20 protein-coding genes are annotated in these 23785 nt (G+C 67.3%); 7 read left to right on the forward strand and 13 right to left on the reverse strand.

Annotation, left to right across the window (positions count from 1 at the left end; all coding sequences use genetic code 11):
- The first annotated feature begins 21 nt into the window (after positions 1 to 21).
- Both WBP06_RS17995 and WBP06_RS18000 read left to right on the forward strand, forming a co-directional pair.
- The gene (locus WBP06_RS17995) at positions 22 to 1386 is read left to right on the forward strand and encodes a PQQ-binding-like beta-propeller repeat protein (RefSeq protein WP_395334252.1); all 1365 of its coding nucleotides are present in this window, start codon (positions 22 to 24) and stop codon (positions 1384 to 1386) included.
- A 106-nt stretch (positions 1387 to 1492) separates the two neighbouring features.
- Positions 1493 to 2833 carry a methyltransferase family protein gene (locus WBP06_RS18000; protein WP_395330486.1) on the forward strand — a complete coding sequence of 447 codons (1341 nt, stop codon included), beginning with the start codon at positions 1493 to 1495 and terminating at the stop codon, positions 2831 to 2833.
- Positions 2834 to 2980: 147 nt separating this feature from the next.
- Here the strand turns inward: WBP06_RS18000 and WBP06_RS18005 are convergent, their stop codons facing one another.
- Together WBP06_RS18005 and WBP06_RS18010 are read right to left on the reverse strand one after the other, a co-directional pair.
- Positions 2981 to 4369 (reverse strand): glutamate--cysteine ligase, encoded by a 1389-nt coding sequence (locus WBP06_RS18005; protein ID WP_395330488.1) that lies wholly within the window; start codon positions 4367 to 4369, stop codon positions 2981 to 2983.
- A gap of 250 nt (positions 4370 to 4619) precedes the next feature.
- Complete coding sequence (locus WBP06_RS18010; protein WP_395330490.1) at positions 4620 to 5363, reverse strand: 16S rRNA (uracil(1498)-N(3))-methyltransferase; 744 nt, start codon at positions 5361 to 5363, stop codon at positions 4620 to 4622.
- Positions 5364 to 5589: 226 nt separating this feature from the next.
- Here WBP06_RS18010 and ubiA point away from each other — a divergent pair, with 226 nt between their 5' ends.
- Positions 5590 to 6540 carry a 4-hydroxybenzoate octaprenyltransferase gene (gene ubiA / locus WBP06_RS18015; RefSeq protein ID WP_395334253.1) on the forward strand — a complete coding sequence of 317 codons (951 nt, stop codon included), beginning with the start codon at positions 5590 to 5592 and terminating at the stop codon, positions 6538 to 6540.
- A 149-nt stretch (positions 6541 to 6689) separates the two neighbouring features.
- Here ubiA and WBP06_RS18020 read toward each other — a convergent pair whose 3' ends face one another.
- Positions 6690 to 7061 (reverse strand): VOC family protein, encoded by a 372-nt coding sequence (locus tag WBP06_RS18020; protein ID WP_395330492.1) that lies wholly within the window; start codon positions 7059 to 7061, stop codon positions 6690 to 6692.
- 101 nt (positions 7062 to 7162) lie between these two features.
- Here WBP06_RS18020 and soxR point away from each other — a divergent pair, with 101 nt between their 5' ends.
- Positions 7163 to 7603: a redox-sensitive transcriptional activator SoxR gene (gene soxR / locus WBP06_RS18025; protein WP_395330494.1), complete on the forward strand. Its 441-nt coding sequence runs from the start codon at positions 7163 to 7165 to the stop codon at positions 7601 to 7603.
- A gap of 81 nt (positions 7604 to 7684) precedes the next feature.
- Here soxR and WBP06_RS18030 read toward each other — a convergent pair whose 3' ends face one another.
- From WBP06_RS18030 to WBP06_RS18045, 4 genes are all read right to left on the reverse strand, one after another.
- Positions 7685 to 11122, reverse strand: coding sequence for an AAA family ATPase (locus WBP06_RS18030; protein ID WP_395330496.1), 3438 nt, complete (start codon positions 11120 to 11122; stop codon positions 7685 to 7687).
- A 32-nt stretch (positions 11123 to 11154) separates the two neighbouring features.
- On the reverse strand, positions 11155 to 11925 hold the full coding sequence (locus WBP06_RS18035; protein WP_395330498.1) for a thioredoxin domain-containing protein: 771 nt from the start codon (positions 11923 to 11925) through the stop codon (positions 11155 to 11157).
- Positions 11926 to 12040: 115 nt separating this feature from the next.
- The gene (locus WBP06_RS18040; RefSeq protein WP_395330500.1) at positions 12041 to 12817 is read right to left on the reverse strand and encodes a DsbA family protein; all 777 of its coding nucleotides are present in this window, start codon (positions 12815 to 12817) and stop codon (positions 12041 to 12043) included.
- Positions 12814 to 13374, reverse strand: coding sequence for a DUF721 domain-containing protein (locus WBP06_RS18045; protein ID WP_395330502.1), 561 nt, complete (start codon positions 13372 to 13374; stop codon positions 12814 to 12816). The genes WBP06_RS18040 and WBP06_RS18045 overlap by 4 nt, the downstream gene beginning before the upstream one ends.
- 29 nt (positions 13375 to 13403) lie before the next feature.
- Between WBP06_RS18045 and WBP06_RS18050 the strand changes: the two genes are divergently transcribed.
- The 3 genes from WBP06_RS18050 to nudC are packed head-to-tail and all read left to right on the forward strand — an operon-like array spanning position 13404 to position 16656.
- Positions 13404 to 14474, forward strand: coding sequence for an A/G-specific adenine glycosylase (locus WBP06_RS18050; RefSeq protein ID WP_395330504.1), 1071 nt, complete (start codon positions 13404 to 13406; stop codon positions 14472 to 14474).
- A 26-nt stretch (positions 14475 to 14500) separates the two neighbouring features.
- Complete coding sequence (locus tag WBP06_RS18055; RefSeq protein WP_395334254.1) at positions 14501 to 15769, forward strand: serine hydrolase domain-containing protein; 1269 nt, start codon at positions 14501 to 14503, stop codon at positions 15767 to 15769.
- Positions 15766 to 16656 (forward strand): NAD(+) diphosphatase, encoded by an 891-nt coding sequence (gene nudC, locus WBP06_RS18060; protein WP_395330506.1) that lies wholly within the window; start codon positions 15766 to 15768, stop codon positions 16654 to 16656. Before WBP06_RS18055 ends, nudC begins: the two co-directional genes overlap by 4 nt.
- A 167-nt stretch (positions 16657 to 16823) precedes the next feature.
- On the opposite strand, the gene WBP06_RS18065 is transcribed toward nudC, so the two are convergent.
- From WBP06_RS18065 to WBP06_RS18090, 6 genes are all read right to left on the reverse strand, one after another.
- The gene (locus WBP06_RS18065; RefSeq protein WP_395330508.1) at positions 16824 to 17528 is read right to left on the reverse strand and encodes an HAD family hydrolase; all 705 of its coding nucleotides are present in this window, start codon (positions 17526 to 17528) and stop codon (positions 16824 to 16826) included.
- Positions 17529 to 17675: 147 nt separating this feature from the next.
- Complete coding sequence (locus WBP06_RS18070; RefSeq protein WP_395330510.1) at positions 17676 to 18953, reverse strand: N-succinylarginine dihydrolase; 1278 nt, start codon at positions 18951 to 18953, stop codon at positions 17676 to 17678.
- Positions 18954 to 18960: 7 nt separating this feature from the next.
- Complete coding sequence (locus WBP06_RS18075; RefSeq protein ID WP_395330512.1) at positions 18961 to 19980, reverse strand: arginine N-succinyltransferase; 1020 nt, start codon at positions 19978 to 19980, stop codon at positions 18961 to 18963.
- Complete coding sequence (locus tag WBP06_RS18080) at positions 19977 to 21185, reverse strand: hydrolase (protein WP_395330514.1); 1209 nt, start codon at positions 21183 to 21185, stop codon at positions 19977 to 19979. The genes WBP06_RS18075 and WBP06_RS18080 overlap by 4 nt, the downstream gene beginning before the upstream one ends.
- Positions 21182 to 22600, reverse strand: coding sequence for a succinylglutamate-semialdehyde dehydrogenase (astD, locus tag WBP06_RS18085; protein ID WP_395330516.1), 1419 nt, complete (start codon positions 22598 to 22600; stop codon positions 21182 to 21184). Before astD ends, WBP06_RS18080 begins: the two co-directional genes overlap by 4 nt.
- Positions 22597 to 23628 carry a 2-oxoadipate dioxygenase/decarboxylase family protein gene (locus WBP06_RS18090; RefSeq protein WP_395330518.1) on the reverse strand — a complete coding sequence of 344 codons (1032 nt, stop codon included), beginning with the start codon at positions 23626 to 23628 and terminating at the stop codon, positions 22597 to 22599. The genes astD and WBP06_RS18090 overlap by 4 nt, the downstream gene beginning before the upstream one ends.
- Between the last annotated feature and the right edge of the window lie 157 nt (positions 23629 to 23785).

The following is a 23785-nucleotide window of genomic DNA, read 5'->3' on the forward strand; positions in this document are numbered from 1 at the left end:
ATGTCTATTGAGAACGTGCGCATGAACGCTGTCGTTTCGAAATCGCGTGCCGGTCGTGGCCGGCAGGTGCGCGTGGCGTCGCTGATCGCGCTGGCGCTGGTGGCGGGCCTGTCGGGCTGCAAGAGCGGCGGCAAGGGCCGTCCCAAGACGCCGACGGTGGGCGAACGCGTGCCGATCCTTTCGCGCATCGAAGCCGGTGCCAAGGTCGATCCGTCGCTGGAAGCCGTCTCGGTGATCCTGCCGCCGGCCACCGCCAATTCGGAATGGGCGCAGGGCGGCGGCAACGCCGGCAAGTCCTACGGCCATCTGGCCCTCGCGGAAAATCCGCAGCGCGTCTGGACCGCGCAGATCGCCGGTTCGACCACGCGCCAGCGTCTGGCCGCATCGCCGGTGATCGGCGATGGCAAGCTCTTCGTGATGGACACGGACGGCGTGGTTCACGCTTTCGATGCCGAAAAGGGCACCCACCTGTGGACCAAGAATTTCGCGGTTTCCGGGCAAAACAACAAGGCGATCTTCGGCGGCGGTGTCAGCTTCGATTCGGGTAAGCTCTACGTCACCACCGGCCTTGGCGAAGTGGCGGTGCTCAACGCGAACGACGGCACCCAGGTCTGGACCAAGAAGCCCGGCGGCCCGCTGCGCGGATCGCCCACGGTCAGCTTCAACGCCGTCTACGTGATGACGCAGGACAACCAGATCATCGCGCTGAACGCGGCCGATGGCGAAGTGCTGTGGAACGAATCGGCCTCGCTCACCCAGTCGGGCGTATTCGGCGTGGCCACCCCGGCGGCGGCGCAGGGCACCGTGATCGCCGGCTATGCCTCGGGCGAACTGGTGGCCTACCGCTACGAGAACGGCCGCCAGCTGTGGTCCGACGCGCTGGCCCGCACCTCGATCTCGACCGAGGTGGGCAGCATCACCGATCTTGACGCCGATCCGATCATCGACCGTGGCCGCGTCTACGCGCTGGGCCAGGGCGGTCGCATGGCGGCGTACGAACTGGTCACCGGCCAGCGTATCTGGGAACTGAACCTTGCCGGCATCTCGACCCCGGCGATCGTGGGTGACTGGATCTTCACGCTGGACGATCATGCCGAAGTGCTGGCGATCGCCCGCACCAGCGGCAAGGTGCGCTGGCTGACGCAGCTGACGCGCTACCAGAACGAGAAGAAGCGCAAGGGCCCGATCTTCTGGGTGGGCCCGGTGCTGGCCGGCAACAAGCTGTGGATCGGCAATTCGCGCGGCGAAGTGGGCACGATCGATCCGGGTACGGGCGCCTATGCCAAGTACCAGGAGCTGAAGGACCCGATCTCGCTGGCACCCGTGGTGGCCAACCAGACGCTCTATATCCTCGACGATTCGGGCCAGATCAGCGCCTATCGCTGATCGCGCGAACTGCGGGCGAAAGGGACAATGGGCCGCCGGTATCTTCCACGATGCCGGCGGCCTTTCCTTTGCGGCCGTTTAACCATTTGCCGCTAGGCCCTCTGCAATGACCGGCAGCCCTTTCAGACCCGCAAGCGACGTTTCGGCAGGCGTGGGCCTGACCGGGCTGGCCGCGCTGCTCGGCTGGCTGCTGGTGTGCCGCAAGTGGGCCGCGATTGCCGATGCCTTCGCGCTGCCCGGCCCCCATGCACCGATGAGCGGGCCCTACGCCGCCGTCGCCACGCTGTTCCTTACCGGCCTGGCCATGAGCCTGTGGTCGCTGCTGGTGGACAAGGTGCATCGCCGCCCGTCGACCGGCATCGATTGGACCCGGGCTCGGCCCTTCGCCGAAACGCTGGACGTTTCGATCACCAAGCTGGCCGGGCTCTGGGCGACATGGGCGCTGATCGCGGGCTATTACTGCATCGGCCGCTGGTACTGGGACGGGCAATACCTGTTCGCGATGGAGGTGATCGGCGCGGCGGCGGTGCCGCTGCTGGTGCTGTCGATCCCCTATGTGTTCTGGCTGGACCGGCATCTGGTGGAGCCGCGCGATGCCGCATGGCATTTCGGCGCGCTGCTGATCGGGCGAGAGGCATGGGATATCGGCCAGGTGAAACGCCATGGCCGGGCCTGGGCGATCAAGGCCTTCTTCGGCGCCTTCATGATCTCCATCCTGCCCGGCGGCTTCGCGCAGATCGTCAACGCCGATTTCGGCAGCATGGTGCACGATCCGGTGCGGCTGGGGCTGACGCTGATCGCGCTGCTGTTCCTGATCGACGTGCAGATCGGCACGGTCGGCTACATCTTCACCTTCCGCCCGCTCGACGCGCATATCCGCAGCGGCAATCCGCTGCTGGCGGGCTGGGTGGCGGCGCTGATGTGCTATCCGCCCTTCGTCTGGGGCACGATGGGCCGCGCGGACGTGCTGGGGTACGAAGTTAACACGCCGGGCTGGGCCTACTGGCTGCAGGGTCATACGGCCCTCCTGTGGCTCTGGGCGGCGCTGCTGGTCACGCTGACGGCGATCTATGCCTGGGCGACCTTCGCCTTCGGCCTGCGCTTCTCCAACCTCACCTATCGCGGGGTGCTGACCAACGGCCCCTACCGCTTCACGCGGCACCCGGCCTACCTGTCGAAGAACCTGTTCTGGTGGTGCTCCACGCTGCCGTTCCTCGTCTCCAGCCATGCCCTGACCGACATGGTGCGCAACACCGTGCTGCTGGGCGTGGTGAGCGCGATCTACTACTGGCGCGCCCGGACCGAGGAAGCGCACCTGCTGGCGGAGGATGCCAAGTACCGCGCCTATCACGCCTGGATGGCGGAGAACGCGCTGATCACGCGGACGCTGACGAAGTTGGGCGAAAGGCTGCGGCTGAGCGTACGGGAGCCGCAGGCAGCGGAGTAAGGATTACCCTACTCCACCAATCACCACCGCTCATCCTGAGCTTGTCGAAGGATGTGAGCCACAGCGCTCCGCCTAAGGGGGCTTCGACAAGCTCAGCCTGAGCGGGAAGGGTGAGGGCCTCACCGGAGCGAGCGAGGCCCTCCCTGTTCAGAAGCTCTTGAGCGCGTAGATCTTCGACAGATCGCCGCCCCACTCGCCATTGTAGAGGTCGAGCAGGCGCTGGGCCGGGACCTTGCCGGTGGCGACGATCTCGGCCAGCGGTTCCAGATAGCCGGTCTCGTTGTCGCCGCCCGCATTGAGGCGCGCGCGCGCAGCCAGGCCCGAGCGGGAGATGTTCAGCACTTCGCCGGCAATGTCACGCAGCGTGCCACCACCCCCCCTAAATGATTTGGGAAGCGGGGCATCGAGCGCCAGCTTCGGTACCGCATTGCGCAGTTCCTCGCGACCTTCCATGTCCCAGTCCTTGACCAGATCCCATGCGGCGTCGAGCGCGGTCTGGTCGTAGAGCAGGCCCACCCAGAACGCGGGCAGGGCGCAGATGCGGCCCCACGGACCGCCATCGGCGCCGCGCATTTCCAGGAAGGACTTCAGGCGCACTTCGGGGAAGGCGGTGGAAAGGTGATCGGTCCAGTCCGACAGGCGCGGCTTCTCTCCGGGGAGCACCGAAAGCTCACCCTTCAGGAAGTCGCGGAACGACAGGCCGGCGGCGTCGATATACTTGCCGTCGCGGAACACGAAGTACATCGGCACGTCGAGCATGTAGTCGACATAGCGCTCGTAGCCGAAGCCGTCCTCGAACACGAAGGGCAGCATGCCGGTGCGCGCGGGGTCGGTGTCCGACCAGATGTGGCTGCGGTACGAGAGGTAGCCGTTGGGCTTGCCCTCTGTGAACGGAGAGTTCGCGAATAGCGCGGTGGCCAGCGGCTGCAGCGCCAGCGAGGTGCGGAACTTCTTCACCATGTCCGCCTCGCTCGAATAGTCGAGGTTGACCTGGATGGTGCACGTGCGCAGCATCATGTCGAGGCCCATCGTGCCCACGCGCGGCATGTGGCGCAGCATGATGTCGTAGCGGCCCTTGGGCATGATCGGCAGTTCGGCGCGGGTCTTGTCCGGCCACATGCCAAGGCCGAGGTAGGCCTTGCCGATGTGATCGCCAATCGTCTTCACTTGCGCGAGGTGGCGGCCGGTTTCCGCGCACGTCTGGTGCAGGTTTTCCAGCGGCGCGCCGGAAAGCTCCAGCTGGCCGGCCGGCTCCAGGCTGACATTGCCGTCGCTGCCCTTCAGGGCGATGACGTTCCCGCCTTCGATGATGGGTTCCCAACCGAACTGGGTCAGCGCGTTCAGCAGATCGCGGATGCCGCCTTGCTCGTCATAGGACGGGGCATGGTGATCGGCGGTGTCGTAGACGAATTTCTCGTGCTCGGTACCTATGCGCCACGCCTCGCGCGGCTTTTCGCCCGCAGCCATCGGCGCGGCGAGTTGATCCAGGCTTTCGATCACCGGATCTTCGCGATCCGAAACCTCACGGGTGCTCATGGGCGCGGAGGTAGAGTGCCTTCGAGCCGGACGCCACAACTTTTTGTACCGACCGGTTTCTTTTTAGCGAGAGGCCCGGTTTTCGGGCGATTTCCGCGTGGTGCGGACAGTTTGATGGAGAACCTTCAGCCATCCGGCATTTCCCGTCGCCCCCGCGAAGGCGGGGGCCCCGCTTCCTTTCGCCTCGCCCGCAACGAACAAGCGGGATTCCCGCCTTCGCGGGGAGGACGGGTTTAGCGGAGGGTACGGTCTACCAATCCCCGGAAATCGCCATCCACAAGGCGGTCGCACCGATGCTGGCCGTCTCGCCGCGCAGGATGCGCGGGCCGAGGGTGATCGCCCGTGCCATCGGATGCGCGCGGATCGCGGCGCGTTCCTCTTCGTCGAAGCCGCCTTCCGGGCCCACCAGCAGCGCGGCGGGGCCGGAATGCGCGGCAAATTGCTCGGCGGCCGGCGCACCGCCGGTCTCGTCCGCGAAGTACAGCGCGCGATCTGCGGGCCAGTCGCGCAGCATGGCGTCCAGCTTCACTGGCTCGGCCACGCGGGGCAGCGCGGTGCGCGCGCATTGCTCCGCCGCTTCGGTGACGATGGTGGCCGCGCGCTCGGCATTGAGCTTGTCGGCTACGCAGCGGCGGGTGATCATCGGCTGGATCGTCGCCACGCCCAGTTCGGTGGCCTTTTCCAGCACCAGATCGAAGTTCGGCTTCTTCAACAGCGCGGCACAGAGCCAGAAGTCCGGCACTGCCTCCCGTTCGCGCAGTCGCTCGCGCAGTTCCAGCACGACATCGCGCTTGCCGGCGGAGACGACTTCGCCGGCCCATTCGCCGGTTTCGTCATCGCACAGAATTACCGCGTCACCGGCGGCGATGCGCATCACTTTGGCCAGATAGTGGGCCTGCCCACCCTCGATGGAGAGGGACTGCCCCTGCGATAGCGGCCCGGTCACGAAAAGGCGCGGCGCCGAACGCGGCGGCCAGGCGGGGGTGGCTCCCATCTTGCAATCTGCTCCTGCTTGGAAGGCGACTTTCGCAGCGATTCTCACTGCTTCGTGCCGGGATCAAGTATCGCGGACAGCCGGCGCGCGTTCAAGTCGTGGGAAAAGACACAGTGGTGCGCACATGCATCGCCGTTTGGTTCCCGCGCAAGCGATGAACCGCACCCTCTGCGCGACGGAAGGCGGCAGGCAGCCGTACGGCGTGCGTGCTTTGGGCGGTTCGTACATGACAGCGGAGGGCAATTGCATTACCTCGACCGCCGTGAGCGACTCTCTACTCGTCCCCGATACCGAACATCGCGGCCTCGTTTCCGCCCTTCCACCAATGCCACGCGCTTTCGCGATGCTGGCGCGGTTCGACCGCCCGATCGGGTGGTGGCTGCTGTTCTGGCCTTGCGCCTGGGGTGTGCTGCTGGCGGGCGGCGAAGCCCGCTGGGGCCTGATCCTGTGGCTGCTGGCCGGCTCCATCGCGATGCGCGGCGCGGGCTGCGTCTATAACGACATCGTCGACGCCGATCTGGACCGCAAGGTGGCACGCACCGCCAAACGCCCGATCGCCAGCGGGCAGGTCAGCCCGAAGGCGGCGTGGATCTGGCTGCTGGCGCTCTGCCTCGTCGGACTGGTGGTGCTGATCCAGTTGCGCCCCATGGCGCAGCTTGTCGCACTGGGCAGCGTGGCGCTGGTAGCGGCCTATCCCTTCATGAAGCGCATCACCTGGTGGCCGCAGGCGTGGCTGGGCATGGTCTTCACCTGGGGCGCGCTGGTCGGCTGGGTGGAGATCCGCAGCGATCATCTGGAAGTGCTGGCGGCGCTCTATCTGGGCTCGATCGCCTGGTGCATCGGCTACGACACGATCTACGCCATCCAGGACCGCGAGGATGACGCGCTGGTGGGCATCCGTTCATCGGCCCTGCGCATGGGCACGCATGTGCGTGGCGGCGTGGCCGGGTTCTACGCGATAGCCGTGGCGTTCTGGGCGCTGGCGTTCTGGATGCTGCGTCACGACTGGGTGGCGATGGTTGGGCTGGGGCCGGTGGCGCTGCATCTGGCGTTTCAGGTGATCACGCTGGACACCGCAGACGGTGATAATGCGCTCGCCCGCTTCCGCTCCAACCGTGATCTCGGCCTGGTGATGGCGCTGGCTTGCTGGGTAGTGGGGAACGCCGGAATTATCTGAAGGCTGTTTGAAATCCGGCCATAGCCGGATTTGCGGCACCGGCCCTCTCCCCCACCCGGCCACCCTGCAGGGTAGACTTCGTGGGTGCTCGGGTGGGGGAGAGGGCCGGTGCCGCCAAAATTCGCTCTCGGCGAATTTTCAAAGGACTCCTACTCGTAGCTGACGAGTTCGAACTCGATCCCGTCCCAATCGAAGAAATAGAACCGGCGGCCGGGCTCGTAGTCCGCGTGGTTGAACGGCACGAGGCCTGCCGCGACAACGCGGCGTTCGGCTTCGTCCAGATCGTCCACCACCAGCCCCACATGGTTCAGCGGCGTGCCTTTGGCAAAACGGTCGTGCGCCTTTCGGTCGGTGTAGACCGCGATGTAGCTGAAATCCCCGCCGACATGGATCGTCTCGCCGCCATTGATCGCGGGACCGCGCCAGCGTTCGTGCCAGCCGAGCAGGTCTTGCAACAGCGCGGATGAGCGCTCGATATCGCTGACGGTGATATTGGCATGTTCGAGGCGGCCCTGGGCCATCGGAATGTCTCCTGCTTTTGCGCCGATCGAATCGCCGGCCTGGCCTTCATGCAACCTCAAGTTAACTTGAGGTCAAACGGAAAACGCGGCAGGAAGGGCGGATGGTTGACGACCGCTTCATTTCCATCGGCTATCTCGCCCGCCGCACCGGCGTGGCGGTGTCGGCGATCCGGTTCTATGAAGACAAGGGCCTGCTGACCTCGCTGCGGTCCGGCGGCAACCAGCGCCGCTTCCTGCGATCCGACATCCGCCGCGTCAGCTTCGTGCTGATCGCGCAGAAACTGGGACTTGGCCTTGCGGAGATCGAGCGCGAACTCTCTTCGCTGCCGCAGGGCCGCACGCCGACGATGGAGGACTGGGAACGCATCAGCCTGTCGATGCGCGAGGCGATCGACAGCAAGATCGCGCTGCTGGAACTGACCCGCCGCAAGCTAGACGAATGCATCGGTTGCGGCTGCCTCAGCCTTGCCAAGTGCCGCCTCTACAACCGCGATGACGAAGCGGCGGCTCTGGGGCCGGGGCCACGATTCGTGCTGAAATAAGGACGATCGAAGCGGGAGGGCGTAACCCCAACTCCTACATCGTAGCTTCCGCCGGGACGACGGGATGGGGAATGGCCGCTGCTATTCCGCTGCCAGCAGTTCCTCGGCACCGACAAGGTCGACGCTGACGAGGCGGGAGACGCCCTTTTCCACCATGGTCACGCCGAACAGGCGGTGCATCCGGCTCATCGTCACGGCATTGTGGGTGACCACGAGGTAGCGCGTGTCGGTTTCCTTGGTCATCGCTTCCAGCAGGTCGCAGAAGCGTTCGATATTGGCATCGTCCAGCGGGGCGTCGACTTCGTCGAGCACGCAGATCGGCGCGGGATTGGTGAGGAACAGGCCGAAGATCAGCGCCACGGCGGTCAGTGCCTGCTCGCCGCCCGACAGCAGCGTCAGCGACTGCAGCCGCTTGCCCGGCGGCTGGGCGAAGATTTCGAGGCCGGCTTCCAGCGGATCGTCCGAATCGACCAGTGCAAGGTGCGCCTGCCCGCCTTGGAACAGGCGGGTGAACAGGCGGCGGAAGTGGCCGTCCACTGCCTCGAACGCGGCGCGCAGGCGTTCGCGGCCTTCGCGATTGAGGTTGCCGATGGAGCCGCGCAGGCGGCTGACCGCCTCGGTCAGTTCGGCCTTTTCGGTGACGCTGACGCCCAGGCGCTCTTCCGCCTCGGCCAATTCGCTGGCGGCGAGCAGGTTGACCGGGCCGATCCGCTCACGATCGGCGACCAGGCCGTCCATGCCGGAGCCTTCCTGATCGGTGTGGCCGACATCGGCGGGCGCGAAGCCGAAGCGTTCGGCCAGCACCGGCGGCGGGCACTGGAAGCGCTCGCCCGAGAGGCGCGTGGTTTCGACGCGGCGGGCGTCCTCGTTCTCGGCACGCGCGGTGGCACCGGCACGGTATTCGCGGGCGCTGGCCAGCGTTTCCTGCGCGACGGAAAGCGCGGCATCGGCCTTGCGCGCGGCTTCGGTGAGCGCGGAGACGCCTGTCTCGGCCTTGGCCAGTTCCTCGGCCAGCCGGTTGCGGATCGCCTCGCCCTGCTCGATCTGCTGCATCAGCGAGGCAGGCTTGGCGGCGATCACCGCGCGTTCGCTCTCGATCTCCTCCAGCCGTCCGCCCATCTGCGCAAGGCGGTTGGCGGCATCGCCGGCGCGTGCCTGCCAGCTGCGCATGTCGCCCGCCTGCGAAGCGGTGCGCTCACGCGCGACGGCAAGGCCCTGATCGTGCGCGGCCAGCGCGGCGATGGCAGACTGGTGCGCGGTGCGCGCCCTGTCGTTCTTCAGCCGCGCGGCGTCGAGCGCGGCGCGGCCAAGCCCGGGATCGGGCAGGGCGGTGCGCTTGGCTTCGGCCGTGGCAACCTCCTGCTCGGCACTGTTGCGCTGTTCAGCCAGTTCGTCCTCGGCCCGCGCAATCTCGGCGCGACGGACGGCGTGGCGCTGGCGGGCATCCTCGGCCTGGTCGACGGCGCGCAACGCGGTGCGCTCGCTCGTCGCCGCATCGGCAATCGCCCGCTCGGCAGCGACCACGGCGGTGGAAAGCGCGGCAAGCTGCTGCTGTACTTCAGTCTGGCGCGCTTCGGCGGAGGTTACTGCGCCGCGCAGCGGTGGCAGTTGTGCATCGAGCTGCGCGAAGCGGTTCTCCGCTTCCAGCCGTGCCGCTTCCGCCGCGCCTTCGCCGCGCGCGATGAAGCCGTCCCAGCGACGCAGCACGCCGCCGCGCGTGACCAGCCATTCGCCCGGTTTCAGCGCCCGCCCATCATCCTCATCCGCGACATGGACGAGCGCGAGGCGGGCAGCGAGTTCGGGCGGGCATTGGGAGACTTGCGCGGCAAGGCTGTCCTTTACCGGCGCGGGTGCCTCCGCCCCGGTCCAGAAACGACCGTCCGCCTTCGGCACTTCGCCCAGCGGTGCGCGCGCATCGCGGCCGAGCACGGCGGCCACCGCGCGTTCGTATCCCGGCGCGACTTTCACCGCGTCGATGGCGACGGGCAGGCCATGCGCGGCCTTGGCGCCCTTGGCGCGCGCCTCGCGGTCCTTGAGCAGCGCGGCATGTTCACGCTCGATACCAGTCAGATCGGCGCGGGCGGCGGCAAGCGCCGAGGCGGCGGTGTCGCGCTCCGCCTGAAGCTCGCCCTTGCGCGTCTGCTGCGCTTCCAGCCCTTCGCGCGCGGTGGTCAGCGCGACGCCGGCGGTTTCGGCGCGCGCTTTCGCCTCGGTCACCGCGGCATCCAGATCCCCGGTTTGTGCCAGAGCCTCAACCTGAGCGGCCAGGCGTGCCGCCTCGGCCGAAAGGCGATCCAACCGAGAACGCGCCTGCGCCAGTTCGGCTTCGGCAATGCGCCATTCGGCCTCTACCCCGGCTTGCGCCGCCGTGGCTTGCGCCAGATCGAGTTCGGCAGCGCGGGAGGCGCGCTCGGCCCCTTCCAGTGCATTGGCAAGGCGGGGGCGGGCGGCCTCATCCTCTTCCAGCTTGCGCTTGCCTTCGGACAGTTCCCTTTCCAGCCGCGCCAGCGCCTCGGCGGCGTCGCGCGTCAGGCGGTCGGCATCGCCACGATCCTCTTCCAGCCGCACCTTCTGGCGATCGAGATCCTTCAACCTCTGTTCGGCGGCCTCCAACTGGCTGGTCAACGTCGCCATGCGGTGACCCTGCGCGCTGGCATCGTCGCGCCGGTCGGCCAGTTCATCGCGCGCGAGAATCAGAGCCTCGGCCGCAGCGGCCTGCTGCTTCTGCGCTTCGGTGGCGAGGTCCTGTGCGGCGGTCACGCGCGTTTCGGCGGCCTGTGCATCCTTGCGCGCGGCATCGGCGGCTGCGGCGGCATCGCGCCAGCGGGCGAACACCACGCGCGCTTCGGCAAGGCGGATCTGGTCGGTCAGCGCCTTGTAGCGCTCCGCCGCCTTGGCCTGACGGCGCAGTGCGAGGACTTGCTTGTCCAGCCCCGCCATCAGGTCTTCCAACCGGGCCAGATTGGCCTCGGTGGCGCGCAGTTTGGTTTCGGCGTCCTTGCGGCGGACGTGGAGGCCGGCGATGCCCGCCGCCTCTTCCAGCATGGCACGGCGTTCGGCGGGCTTGGCGGCGATGACGGCGGCGATGCGCCCTTGCGAGACGAGGGCGGGGCTATGCGCGCCGGTGGCAGCATCGGCGAAGATCAGCGCCACGTCCTTGGCGCGCACGTCGCGGCCATTGACGCGATAGGCGCTGCCGGCGCCGCGTTCGATGCGGCGGACGACTTCCAATTCCTCACGCTGGCCGGCGCTGTCGGCGGCAGTTTCGGCGTGGAGGACGACTTCGGCAAAGGCGCGGGGCGGGCGGGTGGCGGTGCCCGCGAAGATCACGTCCTCCATCCCGCCGCCGCGCATCGACTTGGCCGAGCTTTCGCCCATGACCCAGCGGATCGCTTCGAGAAGGTTGGACTTGCCGCAGCCGTTGGGGCCGACGACGCCTGTCAGCCCCGGTTCGATGCGCAGTTCGGCAGGCTCTACGAAGCTCTTGAAACCACTGAGCTTGAGCCGCTTTATGCGCATCGAATCAGGTCAGGAGGCAGAGCGGCGGCGCATCAGCGCGCGCCGGCTTCCTGCAGCTTGGCTTCCAGTTCCTTGAATTCCATCGAACCGACATTGTTGCCGTTGATCAGGAACGTGGGGGTGCCGGTGATGTTGAAGTCCTTGCCGGCCTTTTCGGTCTGATCGGCAAGGGCCTTGGCCTTGGCGGTGTCCCGCAGGCAGGCGCTGGCCTGATCGCGCGAAATCCCGCGCGAGGCGAAGAATTCGGTCATGCCGCTGACTTCGGCAATGGCGGGAAGCTGCTGTTCCTTCGGCATGTTCTGGATCGCTTCCAGGCGCGACTTGTCGGCCGCCTGCAGCTTTTCGAACATGTTGGGCTGCCAGGCCCAGAACTGCTCGGCCAGTGGCAGCGCCGCCTCGGTCGAGCTGCAGGTGGCCAGCATGGTGGCCGGGAAGTCATAGGCATTGAGCATGAAGAAACGGATTTCATAGCTCACGCGGCCGCTGTTGACGTACGTGTCGCGCAGCGTGCCGAAGCCGTCGGTTGCGAACTTGGCGCAGTGCGAGCACGACAGCGCGCCGTATTCCACCAGCTTGATCGGGGCTTCGGGATTGCCGATGCGATAGCCGCCTTCAGCGGTCTTCTCGACCATGTCCGACCAGGTCTTGCCGGCCGGGGCGGGAACCTTGGCCAGTGCTTCGCTGGAAACGGGGGCCGAAGTCGAACCGTCAGTCGTCCCCTTCTTGCCGCATGCGACAAGGCCCAGCGCCAGCGGAGCGATGGCAAGGCCGAGAACGATCTTTCGGAAGGCAGGTCGGGTCATCGATGCGAATCCTCGATTGGAAGTGCGAAAGTTAGCGTAACGCCAGAGGCGTTCAAAGCGTGGGAAAGCCCGTTTTCAGCGGCTTTCCCACAAGATTCCGGGGCTTTCGGGCCGATCAGATCGAGCCCTTGCGCTGGGCCGCCTGCTTGTCGGTCAGCGCCTGCGACAGTCCGGCCCAGTCATGCGCGTCCAGCAGCTTGCCATCCAGCACGAAGCTGGGGGTGCTGTTCGCACCCACCGCCTGCACCGTCTTCTGCTGCTGTTCCAGCTTGGCGAAGGCGGCCTTGTCGTTGATGCACTGGTCGGCCTGCGCGTGGCTGACGCCCCAGGGGGCGACCATCGAATAGAAGTCGAAATCGGCCGCGATCAGGCGCATGCGGGCCTGGATATCGCCTTCGTACCAGCGCTTCTGACGGTCTTCGCCCAGGGTATTCAGCTTCGCCATCCAGATGTCCTGCGTGGCAAGGAAGGCGTTGTGGCGCGTGACGAAACGCTTGGGATCGCCGCATGTGGTCAACATGGCGATGGTCAGGTCGATCGGGTTGCGCAGCAGGTTGGTGATCGTCAAGGCCACCTGTCCCTTGGCCACCATGGTCTGGCGCAGCGGGGCGTCGGATTCCTTGGTGAAATGGGCGCAGTGCGGGCAGGTGTAGCTGACGAATTCGGTGACCTGGGTGGACGCCTTGGGGTTGCCCAGCATGTGGCTGCCGTCCGCGGTGATCGTCACCATTGTGCCCCAGTTGGTGGCGGCGGCGGGCTTGCGCGCAGCCGCCGGAGCCTTGGCGGCAGGCTTGTGCGCGGGGGCCGCCCCGGCAACGAGCAGGGCGGCGGCTGCAAGCGGTGCGGCAAGCGCGCCGAACTTCGCGGCGCGCGACTTCGAAAACTTCATCATTTCCCCCGTTCGTCCTTCAATGTCTCGTCCTTGGCGGCAAGGCTGCGGGCCAGCGATTCCAGCACCGCGCGAAGCTCCGGATCGCCGACATCGCGCAGCGATTCGCCCAGTTCGAACGGCACCGGCTTCACGCTGGGCGGCGCGGTTTGCGGCCTTGCAGCAGGTGGCGCCTTAACCTCGCCTTGCCGGATTTTCGCTTTGGCCACAGCCTTGTAGCCGAAGAAGCGGTTCACCCGCTCGATGATCTCGGGCACCACGTGCTGGATCATCGGCGCGTGCGCGGGGGCGACCACCAGCTGGAGGATGCCGTCGCACTTTTCGCCGGGCGGAAAGCGGATCGATTCGGGCGAACAGACGCGGGCGTGGCGGGCGCCGACGATCTCCGGCCAGCGCGTCACCACGCTGGACTGCACGAAGCCGAAGCGGCGGAATGCGGTGCGGCCCACTTCGGGCATCAGGTCGGCAATCGCGCGCGCCTGGCCGCCGCGCGCGCGTTCGAAGCGCTTCGGCGTCTTTGCGGCGTCCTTGCCGCTGTTCTTTGGGCGATCCCGTTCCATTGTCGGCGCTCCAATGCCATAGGGCTGGCATGGACGCCAGCCGCGATACGATCCCCGACCTGCTTCTCGACTGGTACGACCGCAATGCACGCAACCTGCCGTGGCGCGCGGCCCCGGGCACTCCGGCGCCGGAGCCCTATCGCGTGTGGCTGTCCGAAGTGATGTTGCAGCAGACCACCGTGGCGGCGGTGAAGGACTACTTCGCCAAGTTCACCGCGCGCTGGCCGCATGTGAACGACCTTGCGGCGGCGGCTGACGAGGAGGTGATGGCGGCCTGGGCGGGGCTTGGCTATTACGCCCGCGCCCGCAACCTGCTGGCCTGCGCCCGCGCGGTGGCGGCGCGGGGCGGGGTGTTCCCCGATAGCGAGGACGAGCTGCGCGCGCTGCCGGGGCTGGGCGCCTATACCGCCGCCGCTGTCGCCGCGATCGCGTTCGGCCGACGCGCGGTGGTGGTGGACGCCAATGTCGAGCGGGTCGTCTCGCGCCTGTTCGCGCTGGAACAGCCGCTGCCGGGTTCGCGCCCGGCGATCCGCGCGCTGGCCGATACGATCACGCCGGACGTTCGCGCGGGCGACTTTGCGCAGGCGATGATGGACCTTGGCGCCACCGTCTGCACCGTGCGCGCGCCGCGCTGCCTGCTCTGCCCGCTGGCGGGGCCCTGCAAGGCGCGGGCGCAGGGTGAGCCGGAGCGGCTGCCGCTGAAGGCCGCCAAGAAGGCCAAGCCGACGCGGCAGGGGCGGGCGTTCTGGATCGAGCGCGAAATCGGCGGGGAGGAGCATGTCTGGCTGGTGCGCCGTCCGGACAAGGGCATGTTGGGCGGAATGCGTGCATTGCCCGATGACGGCTGGATCGCGCGCAGCGACGGCAGCGGGCAGGGGCCGATCGATGGGCCTTGGGAGAATGCCGGCCGGGTCAGCCACGTCTTCACCCATTTCGCGTTGGAACTCTCGCTGCAGGTTCATGTCGGCGCGTTGGCGGGCGATCCGCCGGGCGAGGGGGAGTGGTGGCCTCTCGATCGGATCGACGAGGCTGGCCTGCCGACGCTGTTCGCCAAGGTGGCACGCCTGGCGCTGGTGGGGTTGGGGGCAGAGGCGGCGTGAGCCTTTCCGCCCGGATCGACCGCCGCATGGCCCTGCGCCTTGGCGCGGCAGCGGGATTGTCGGCGGCCTTGATGCCGCGCCTGGCATGGGCGGTGGCGCAGTCCGCCGCGCTGTCCAAAGTCTCGGCCCTGGTCGATCGCTGGGTCGGCATCGGCAAGTTTCCCGGCATGGTCGCCTCGGTCGGCACGGCCGGGCGTGAAGCGACGTTCGTGGCGCGTGGCGCGCAGGGTTTCGACGACGGCACGCCGATGGGGCCGGACAGCCTGTTCCGCATCTATTCGATGACCAAGCCGATCACCGGCCTGATGGCGATGCAACTGGTGGAGCAGGGCCGCATCGCGCTCGATCAGCCATTGGCCGATATCCTGCCGGCATGGCGCACGATGCAGGTGCAGGATCGCTACGACGGGCCGCTGGACCGCGTCCACCCGGCTCCGCGTCCGATCACCATGCGCCATCTGGTCACGCATACCTCGGGCATCGGTTATTCCATCGTCCAGACCGGGCCGATCCATGACGCCTATGTGCGGCAGGGGCTGGTGCCGGGCCGGATCAGCCGGATCGAAGTGCCGGGGCTGACATACGGGCCGACCGTCAAGGGGCTGGACCACTTTGCCGACCGGCTGGCGGCGCTGCCATTGGTGGCCGATCCCGGCACGCGCTGGTCCTATTCGATGGGGCTGGACGTGATGGGCCGGGTGATCGAGGTGGTCACCGGCAAGAGTTTCGATGCCTATCTGTCCGAATCGCTGTTCGGCCCGGCGGGCATGGCGAGCACTATGTTCACCGTGCCAAGAACGCAGGCGCGGCGGTTGACGACCAATTACGGCGCACTGGGCGGCGTGCTGGTGCCGATCGACCCGCCGGAAACCTCGGTCTACCTCGATCCTCCCGCCTTTCCGTTCGGCGGTTCGGGGCTTGTCAGCACGCCGCGCGACTACGATCGGTTCCTGCGCCTGCTGGCCCAGGGCGGCATGATCGACGGGCGGCGCGTGCTGTCCGAACGCGCGGTCGCCATGGGCACTTCGAACTTGTTGCCACCCGCGGCGGACCGCTCGCACATGATCGGCGGGCCGGCCGCGTTCGGCGCCGGTGGCCGTATCGGGCTGGGCGCCGAGGCAGGCATCTTCGGCTGGTCCGGCGCGGCGGGGACGGTGGGCATGGTCGACATGATCCACGCCCTGCGCTCGCAATTGTTCGTCCAGTTCATGCCCAGCGACGCCTTGCCGCTGTTGCCCGAGTTCCAGACCGCATTGAAGGCCGATGTCATGGCCCTGTTGGAGAAGCCCGCGTGATCCTTCCAATCGCCTTTTCCGGCGCCCATCTCGACCGTGCCGATCATCTGCGCAACGATCCCGAAGCTTTGGCCGCCGCGCAGGGGGCGAACGCACGGCTGCTGCGGCTCGACGGTCTGGACGCGGTGCTGGCCGGAAGCGGGGCGCTGCTGTGGGACGGGCTGGACCGGGCCGCGTCGGACAGCGAACTGATCTTCCTTGGCCTTGATGGGGAGGCGGCCTGCTTCGCCGAAGTGCTCGCCGTCACCCCTCCCGGTGGGCCGCATGCCACGCCGGTCAACTGGCTGACGATGGCGGTGCTGCCGCCTTACGAACTGGCGGCCTACGGCACCGCACGCAGCCTGGTGAGCTGGCATTGCCGCCACCGCTTCTGTTCGACCTGCGGGGCGGGCACCGTGCTCGCCAAGGGCGGCTGGCAGCGCACCTGCATCAATCCCGATTGCCGTACCGAGCACTTCCCGCGCGTCGATCCGGTAACGATCATGCTGGTCGAGCACGAAGGCCGCGCGCTACTGGGCCGCCAGCCGCGTTTTCCGGAGGGGCGCTATTCGACGCTGGCCGGCTTCGTGGAACCGGGCGAGACGGTGGAAGAAGCCGTGGCGCGCGAGATATTCGAGGAAGCCGGCGTAAGGGTGTGCGATGTGCGCTACGTCGCCAGCCAGCCCTGGCCGTTTCCCTCTTCGCTGATGATCGGCTGTTATGCGGTGGCCGAAAGCGATGGGATCACCATCGACACCACCGAGCTTGAGGACGCGCGCTGGTTCACGCGTGAAGAAGTGGCCGAGGCGCTGGAAGCGATTGGCCGGAACGAGAACGGCAAGGCGTTCGGCGCGCCGCCTGCGCATGCGATCGCGCATGTGCTGATGCAGTGGTGGCTGGATCAGTAAGGGCGGCAGACGGCAATTCGAGCGCCTGCCACGCCACCTCTTCCTCTCCCATTAAACCCCGTCGTCCCCGCCTTTGCGGGGACGACGGAATGCTGTTTTGAGAGAGCTGCGGCCGGCTTACAATCTTAGGGCGTAGCGCCGGGATTTTTCCGCTCTTCGGTCTGAAATCAACCCGCCTCGGTCGGTGCCAGCAGCAGGTCGCGCAGGGCGTGCAGGCTGGGCAGGACCTCGGCACTGGCGAGCACCATCTCCTCGGTCGGCGGTAGCAGGTCGGGCACCAGCACGGTGGCGATACCGGCCGAGGATGAGGCGCGCACGCCCGCCGGGCTGTCTTCCACCGCGACGCAATGCGCGGGATCGACACCGAGGCGACTAGCGGCCAGCAGGTAGGGTTCCGGATGCGGCTTGGCGTGGGTCACGTCGCTGCGCGTCACCACCACGTCGAAATAGTGCAGCAGCCCCGCCTTCTCCAGCCGCTGCGTCGCATAGGGTGCTTCGGTGGAGGTGGCGATCGCCAAGGGCACACCGGCCTTGGCGAAGTGGTCCAGGATCACTTCGGCGCCGGGGCGCAGTGCGATGCCGGCATCCACCATCGCCTCGAACAACTCGTCGCTTTCGGCGAAGAAGTGATCGAGCGGGAACCCGGCCCCCATGCGGTCCGCCACCAGGCGGCGGCTGCCGCCGCGATGCACGCCGACCATGGAGATCAGCAGGTCGTCGGGCAGCGGCAGGCCCAGCGCGTGGCCGGTCTGCACGAAGGCGCGGCGATGCGCGGCCTCGGTATCGAGCAGCGTCCCGTCCATGTCGAAGATCGCCGCCCGGATCGGATCGGGAAGCACACGCGGTGCGGCGGTCAGTATCGATGTAGCCATGGCACCAATATGAAGGCTGGTTGCTGCGGAACCATTGCAAAACACGAAACTGGCATTGCGAAAAGTGGCGCGGCGGCTTTTCGAAGGAAAGGAAGCGGGGCCCCCGCCTTCGCGGGGGCGACGGTGTTTTGGGGCGGAAGGGAGCGGTCAGAACCGCTCGCGATCCAGTTCTTCCAGCCCCAGTTCCGCGCAAAGGGCCGAGCGCGCAGCAAGGCACTGCTTCCAGATCGCCGGGTCGGACAGGTCATCCACCGCGATCCGGTCGGGCCACATGCGGTTCACCAGCGCCTCGATGCGATCCAGCTTGTCGGTCGTGGCCAGGAAACGGGGATCGACCGTGGCCGGATCGGCAACCACGCGCAGGCGCAGGCAGGCGGGGCCGCCGCCGTTGGCCATCGATTCGCGCAAGTCGTGGATGAACAGATGGCGGATCGGGCCGTTGCCGGAGACCAGCTTTTCCAGCCAGCGCCAGACGGGCGGCGATTCCTGCGCCTCTGTCGGCAGGATCAGCGCCGCCTCGCCCGAGGGCAGCGTAACCAGCTGCGCATTGAACAGGTAGGACTGGATCGCATCGAACAGGCTGACTTCGCTGGCCGGGATCTCGACGATCTCGATCTCCGGCAGCTTGGCGCGCAGTTCGGCGTAGAACTGGTCGCGGTGGGTGAAGGCGTTCTCATGCGTGAACAGGATGCGTTCGTTGGCGACGGCAACGACATCGTTGTGGAACGCACCCGCCGCAATCGCTTCCTCGGACTGCTGTACCAGGATCGTGCGATCGGGATCGAGGTCGTGCAGGCGGGCGACTGCGGCGCTGGCCTCGCGGTGCTGGCGCGCGGGGTAGGGGCCGATCGGCTCTCCGCCACCGGTGTGACCGTAGACGAAAACCTCGATCCCCGGCGCGTCATGGCGGGTGCAGAGGCGCATGTGGTTGGCGGCGCCTTCGTCTCCGAACGGCGGCGGCACCGGTGCGTGGACCACGAAGTGTTCGGGATCGGCGAAGGCGATGCGAAGCTGCGCCAGCGCCTCGCGCCACTCGTGGCTACGGTGCGGCATCGTCACCAGATTGGCGACGGTCAGGTGGCAGCGCCCGTCGGCAGTGTCGGGCGCGGGGGAGACGGTGGCGGCATTGGCCGCCCACATCGAACTGGCCGACATCGCGTTGGCGCGCAGGCGCGGATCGGCGTTTTCCAGCGTCATGCCCAGCTGACCCAGCCAGTCCGTATCGGGGCGGCGCTGGGGCAGGAAGAAGCCCTGCACCAGCCCGCGATCCAGATTGGCGCGCATCTTCGCCAGCCCCTGCAGAGCGGCGGCGCGGGGGGCCGAGACCTTGCCGAAGTTCCTCGTGGAGGCGAGGTTGCCAAGGCTGAGCCCCGCATAATTATGGCTGGGGCCGACGATTCCGTCGAAATTGATCTCGGTAAGCATGGGTGGATCAGGCGCTCGCGTAAGTGATACTGTCGCCCCTCGTCACGCCTAGCAGAGCGGCCGCTTCGGCATCAAGGGTAACCCCCCCCTCCGCCGCATCGACTTTCCCCAGACAGGCGCGAAATTCGGCCAGGTGGCCGGTGGCGACCAGATGGCTGGCCTCTTCCAGATCGGCATCGGCAATTTCCACGATCGTCGCCGTGCGCGCTTCCTGCACGGTGCGGATCTGGTCGGTCTTCGCGATCATCGTCGGGCCACCGTCGAAGATGTCGACGTAGTTTTCGAAGGAGAAGTTCTCGTTCTCCAGCATCCGCATCGCCGGGCGGCCCGAATAGTGCGGCTGGCCCATCACCTGCCGCGCCGCTTCGGACAGCAGCGCGCAATATATCGGGTGCTTGGGCATCAGGTCGGCGATGAACTGGTTGCCGTGCTTCGCGTTGAACTCGTCCGCATCACGGAAGCTCATGTCGAAGAAGCGACCGGCAAGCCCGTCCCAGAATGGCGAGTTGCCGGCATCGTCGATGGCGCCGCGCAGTTCGGCCAGCGTGGTATCGCCAAAGCGCGAACGGTGCATCTTGATGAAGAGATAGCGGCTGCGCGCCAGCAGCTTGCCGACGCCGGCCGATCGCTCGGTCGCGTCCAGATAGAGCCCCCCCACTTCGCTTGCCCCGTCCAGATCGGTGCAGAGCGTCAGCATCTCTGCCCGGAAAGTACGGTCCAGTTCCTTGGAATGCTGGGTGATCCGGCCGATGCGGTACGAGTAGAACGGAAACTCGGTGCCCACTTGCGAGAACGCCTGGCAGGTCCCGCGCACCTTGCCGGTTTCGGTGTCTTCCAGAATGAACACGAACAGGTCGTTGGCGATCTCGTCACTTTCGCGCGCGAAGCTCTTGGCGGTGCGCTGCAGCTTGGCGTCCAGCGTCGGCTTGTCCGGCGGCAGGTTGGTGAACCCGCCGCCCGTACCCTTCGCCATGCGATAGAGCGCTTCAAGGTCCTTTTCCTGGGCGGTGCGCAGGAGGAATGTCATTCGGGCAAAACTCCGTTGCGATCCAGTCTATGGAGGACAAGGGCGGTAAGGCGGGCGCGGGCGTCGAGAGAATCGGCCAGCAGGAATTCGTCGGGCGAGTGGATCGAGCCGCCGAGCGCGCCCATCGTATCGAGCACGGGCACGCCGCAGGCGGCGATGTTGTTGCCGTCGCAGACGCCGCCGGTGTCCTTCCAACTCATCGGCTGGCCAAGGTCTGCCGCGGCCTTGCTGACCACGCCGTAGAGCGCCTCGGTCTGTTCCGAGATCGCCTTGGGCGGGCGCGAGACGTGGCCGTGGATGTGCATGTGCACCTCGTGCGCGGCCGAGACTTCGGCGACGGCAGCCTTGATATGCGCCTGCGCCTCGGCCGCGAGTTCGGGCGTGGCGGGGCGCATGTTGAAGTGCAGGATGGCAAGGTCCGGCACGGTATTGTTGGGGGCGTCGCCCTCGATCTTGGCCGGGTTCACCGAAAGGCCCGGACGGCGCATCGCGGCAAGGCGCAAGGCAAGATCGCTGGCGGCGAGAACGGCGTTGCGTCCTTCCTCGGGATTGCGTCCTGCATGGGCGGATCGGCCATGGACGACCACGGCATAGTTGCCCGAACCCGGCCGGGCGCGGGCCATCTGGCCGCCGGGCAGGGCGGGCTCGTAAGTCAGCGCCGCCAGCTTTCCTTGCGCGAGTTGCGCGATCAGCGGGGCGGAGGAGAGCGATCCGGTCTCCTCGTCGCTGTTGATGAGGACATCGTAGCCGAGCGTGGGGCTCGACTGTTCATAGGCCGTGAGGCCGGCCAGCATCAGGGCAAGGCCGCCCTTCATGTCTGCCGTGCCGGGGCCGTGGAGTGTGTTGTCGTCCAGCCAGTCGCAGGTCTGGAAGGGGTGATCGACGGGATAGACGGTGTCCATGTGGCCGGTCAGGATCACCCTGCGCTCCGCCTCGGGGCGTACCGAGAGGACGAGGTGGCGGCCATGCGCGATCTCACGGGTTCGGCCCTGGCTGTCGACTTTCTCGACCGGGGCGGGATCGACCAGCCGTACTTCACCCGGCAGCGCGGCGAAGGCGCCAGCAAGGCGTTCCGCCATCGTCGCCAGCCCGTCGAGATGCGCGGTGCCGCTGTTGATCGCCGCCCAGTCGAGTGTGTGGGCAAGGATCGGCGCCCGCTCCACCGGGGCGAGCAGGTGCTGTTCCGCCGGCGTCAGCCCCGTCATCCGCGCAGCTTGCCGGTTAGAGCGCCGCTGTTGCCTGCCACGCTTGCCGCTTCGAAACTGGCGACCGGATAGGCGCAGTAATCGGCGGCGTAATAGGCGCTGGGGCGGTGGTTGCCGCTATCGCCCAGCCCGCCGAACGGCATCGATCCCGCCGCGCCGGTGGTCGGGCGGTTGCGGTTGACCACGCCCGCGCGGCTTTCCAGCACGAAACGGTCCCACAAGGCATCGTCGCCGCTGATCAGGCCCGCCGAAAGGCCGAAGCGCGTGGCATTGGCGGCGGCCATGGCGGCATCGAAGTCCGGCACGCGGGTAACCTGCACCACCGGGGCGAAGATCTCCTCGTCCGGCACGTCGATCCCGGTCACGTCCAGAATGCCGGGGGTGACGAAGGCACTGCCGCGTCCTTCCACGCCGGTGAACGCCCGGATCACCTTGGCGCCGCGCGCGACGAGTTCGGCCACGCGCTCCTGCGCCGCTTCCGCCGCGTGGCCGGAGATCAGCGGGCCGAACCAGGGTTCGGGCGTCTCATCCCAAGCACCGATGGTCACGCGGTCCGCCAGCGCGGCGACGGCATCGACCAATGCGGTGCCGAAATCGTCGTCCGGTACGATCAGCCGGCGCGCGCAGGAACAGCGCTGGCCGGTGGTGATGAAGCTGGACTGGACGACGACCGAGGCGGCCTCATCAATGTCCCCATCCCACGCCACCAGCGGGTTGTTGCCGCCGAGTTCCAGCGCCAGGATCACGTCCGGGCGATCCGCGAAGATCCGCCGGAAATGCGCGCCGGCCCCGGCTGATCCGGTGAACAGCAAGCCGTCGATATGGCCCGCCACCAGCGCCTCACCCGTTTCGCGCGCGCCGTGGACGATCTGGAACACGCCTTCGGGAAGGCCCGCTTCCGCCCAGGCATCCGCCATGGCCTGCCCGGTCGCCGGGGTCATTTCGGACGGCTTGAACACCACCGTATTGCCCGCCAGCAGGGCGGGTACGATGTGGCCGTTGGGCAAGTGACCGGGGAAGTTGAACGGCCCCAGCACCGCCATCACCCCATGCGGACGGTGGCGCAGCACCGCCTGCCCGAACGGCATGTCGTTGCGCTTCTCCCCCGCGCGTTCGGCCTGCGCGGCGATCGAGATGCCGACCTTGCCGATCATCGAGGCCAATTCGCCGCGCGTTTCCCACAGCGGCTTGCCGGTCTCGCGAGAGATCGTCTCGGCCATCGCTTCCTTGCGATTTTCGAGTACCGCCTTGTAGCGCTGGACAGCCTCCACCCGCACGGCCACCGGCAGCGCGGCCCAGCCGGGAAACGCCGCGTGGGCGCGTTCGAGCGCCGCGTCCACCGCCGCCGCATCGGCAATCGGACCTTCCCAGACGAGCGCGTCGGTGGCGGGGTCGTAGGAGCGCAGCGTGTTCATGCGTTCCTCGTCACGGCGAAGATGCCGGTGGCGTTGCCGGAATCGAAGGTCAGGTCCAGCTTGCCGGTTTCCGGATCGATGTCGCGGGTGATGAATTCGTAGAACGATCCGGGCACCGAAAGCGGCACTTCGCTGCCGTCCGCCTCGCGGAACGGACGCACCACCTTGTCGGCCAGGATCGCCGTCTGGCGCACGCGGCCGTTCTGCGAAATCTCGACCGAGGGCTTCATCGGATAGCCCTGTTCCTTCAGCGCGTCCGACAGGGTCATCACATCCGCCGTGCGGGTGGTCGCATGGTTGAAGGCGTTGCCCTCGGTGGCGATCCAGGCGCCTTCCTTGGTTTCGGGCAGCAGCACTTCGTAATCGGCCAGCGCCGGCGGTTGATGCTGACGCTCGAAGCAGGCGATCGCGCCCTTCAAGGCGGTGACGGCCATGTCGAACGCGCATTGTCCATCGCTGGCCAGCGTGTCGAGCGCGGCCCATTCGGCCTCACCCAGCGGATCCACCGAGGTGCCGAAGACATTGGCGCAGGCCCCCTGCGCGGCTTCGGGCAACTGGTCGACATGGAGTTCGGAGACGAAGAACTGGGGGATCGTCTCGGGCAGGTCGCGCTGGGCATAGGCGCGGCCGGTCATCTTCAGCTTGGGCAGCGGATAGAGGCCGACGACTTCATAGCCCAGCGGCGCCAGAAAGCGGCCGAAGGCCATGTGTCCGCCCGGCAGCGCGCCGGTCTCGCCATCAATGGTGCGCAGGGCACCGTGGTCGAACACGATCGTCTCCCCCGCCGCGCGCACTTCGTCGATATAGCGCTGCGCCGTGGGAACGCGGTCCAGCAGGTCGGCGAACAGCGCGGCGTTCAGCGCCATGGCCACGTGCGCGCGGCTGGCGGTCTCTCCAGTGCCGGCCAGCGCGGGATCGATGGTCAGCGTGGTAAGTGCCAGCGCAGCCTTGGTTTCGCCGATGGCAGCGGCCAGCAGGCGGAACAGCGTCTGGTCCGGATTCGCGTGAGATTGGGGGGCGGAGGGCATCGTTTTCCCGTCGTTCCTGTTGTTTCGCGTGGCCAAGACATAGGAAAGCCCCAGCACCAAGTCCATGCCCCGGGGACGCCCGAAGCGCTTTTTTGTCTATACGTAATCAGCGAGGGCGGAGCGACGGTTTTCCGCCGGCCCTGACACGCCGTTTGCC

The sequence above is a fragment of the Novosphingobium mississippiense genome, from assembly GCF_044029535.1.
Classification (GTDB): domain Bacteria; phylum Pseudomonadota; class Alphaproteobacteria; order Sphingomonadales; family Sphingomonadaceae; genus Novosphingobium.

Bases quoted from the DNA above. Each gene is read 5' to 3' on its own strand.
- WBP06_RS17995 (WP_395334252.1), top strand. From the start codon at position 22: ATGAACGCTGTCGTTTCGAAATCGCGTGCCGGTCGTGGCCGGCAGGTG.
- WBP06_RS18000 (WP_395330486.1), top strand. From the start codon at position 1,493: ATGACCGGCAGCCCTTTCAGACCCGCAAGCGACGTTTCGGCAGGCGTG.
- WBP06_RS18005 (WP_395330488.1), bottom strand. From the start codon at position 4,369: ATGAGCACCCGTGAGGTTTCGGATCGCGAAGATCCGGTGATCGAAAGC.
- WBP06_RS18010 (WP_395330490.1), bottom strand. From the start codon at position 5,363: ATGGGAGCCACCCCCGCCTGGCCGCCGCGTTCGGCGCCGCGCCTTTTC.
- ubiA (WP_395334253.1), top strand. From the start codon at position 5,590: ATGACAGCGGAGGGCAATTGCATTACCTCGACCGCCGTGAGCGACTCT.
- WBP06_RS18020 (WP_395330492.1), bottom strand. From the start codon at position 7,061: ATGGCCCAGGGCCGCCTCGAACATGCCAATATCACCGTCAGCGATATC.
- soxR (WP_395330494.1), top strand. From the start codon at position 7,163: ATGGTTGACGACCGCTTCATTTCCATCGGCTATCTCGCCCGCCGCACC.
- WBP06_RS18030 (WP_395330496.1), bottom strand. From the start codon at position 11,122: ATGCGCATAAAGCGGCTCAAGCTCAGTGGTTTCAAGAGCTTCGTAGAG.
- WBP06_RS18035 (WP_395330498.1), bottom strand. From the start codon at position 11,925: ATGACCCGACCTGCCTTCCGAAAGATCGTTCTCGGCCTTGCCATCGCT.
- WBP06_RS18040 (WP_395330500.1), bottom strand. From the start codon at position 12,817: ATGATGAAGTTTTCGAAGTCGCGCGCCGCGAAGTTCGGCGCGCTTGCC.
- WBP06_RS18045 (WP_395330502.1), bottom strand. From the start codon at position 13,374: ATGGAACGGGATCGCCCAAAGAACAGCGGCAAGGACGCCGCAAAGACG.
- WBP06_RS18050 (WP_395330504.1), top strand. From the start codon at position 13,404: ATGGACGCCAGCCGCGATACGATCCCCGACCTGCTTCTCGACTGGTAC.
- WBP06_RS18055 (WP_395334254.1), top strand. From the start codon at position 14,501: ATGGCCCTGCGCCTTGGCGCGGCAGCGGGATTGTCGGCGGCCTTGATG.
- WBP06_RS18065 (WP_395330508.1), bottom strand. From the start codon at position 17,528: ATGGCTACATCGATACTGACCGCCGCACCGCGTGTGCTTCCCGATCCG.
- WBP06_RS18070 (WP_395330510.1), bottom strand. From the start codon at position 18,953: ATGCTTACCGAGATCAATTTCGACGGAATCGTCGGCCCCAGCCATAAT.
- WBP06_RS18075 (WP_395330512.1), bottom strand. From the start codon at position 19,980: ATGACATTCCTCCTGCGCACCGCCCAGGAAAAGGACCTTGAAGCGCTC.
- WBP06_RS18080 (WP_395330514.1), bottom strand. From the start codon at position 21,185: ATGACGGGGCTGACGCCGGCGGAACAGCACCTGCTCGCCCCGGTGGAG.
- astD (WP_395330516.1), bottom strand. From the start codon at position 22,600: ATGAACACGCTGCGCTCCTACGACCCCGCCACCGACGCGCTCGTCTGG.
- WBP06_RS18090 (WP_395330518.1), bottom strand. From the start codon at position 23,628: ATGCCCTCCGCCCCCCAATCTCACGCGAATCCGGACCAGACGCTGTTC.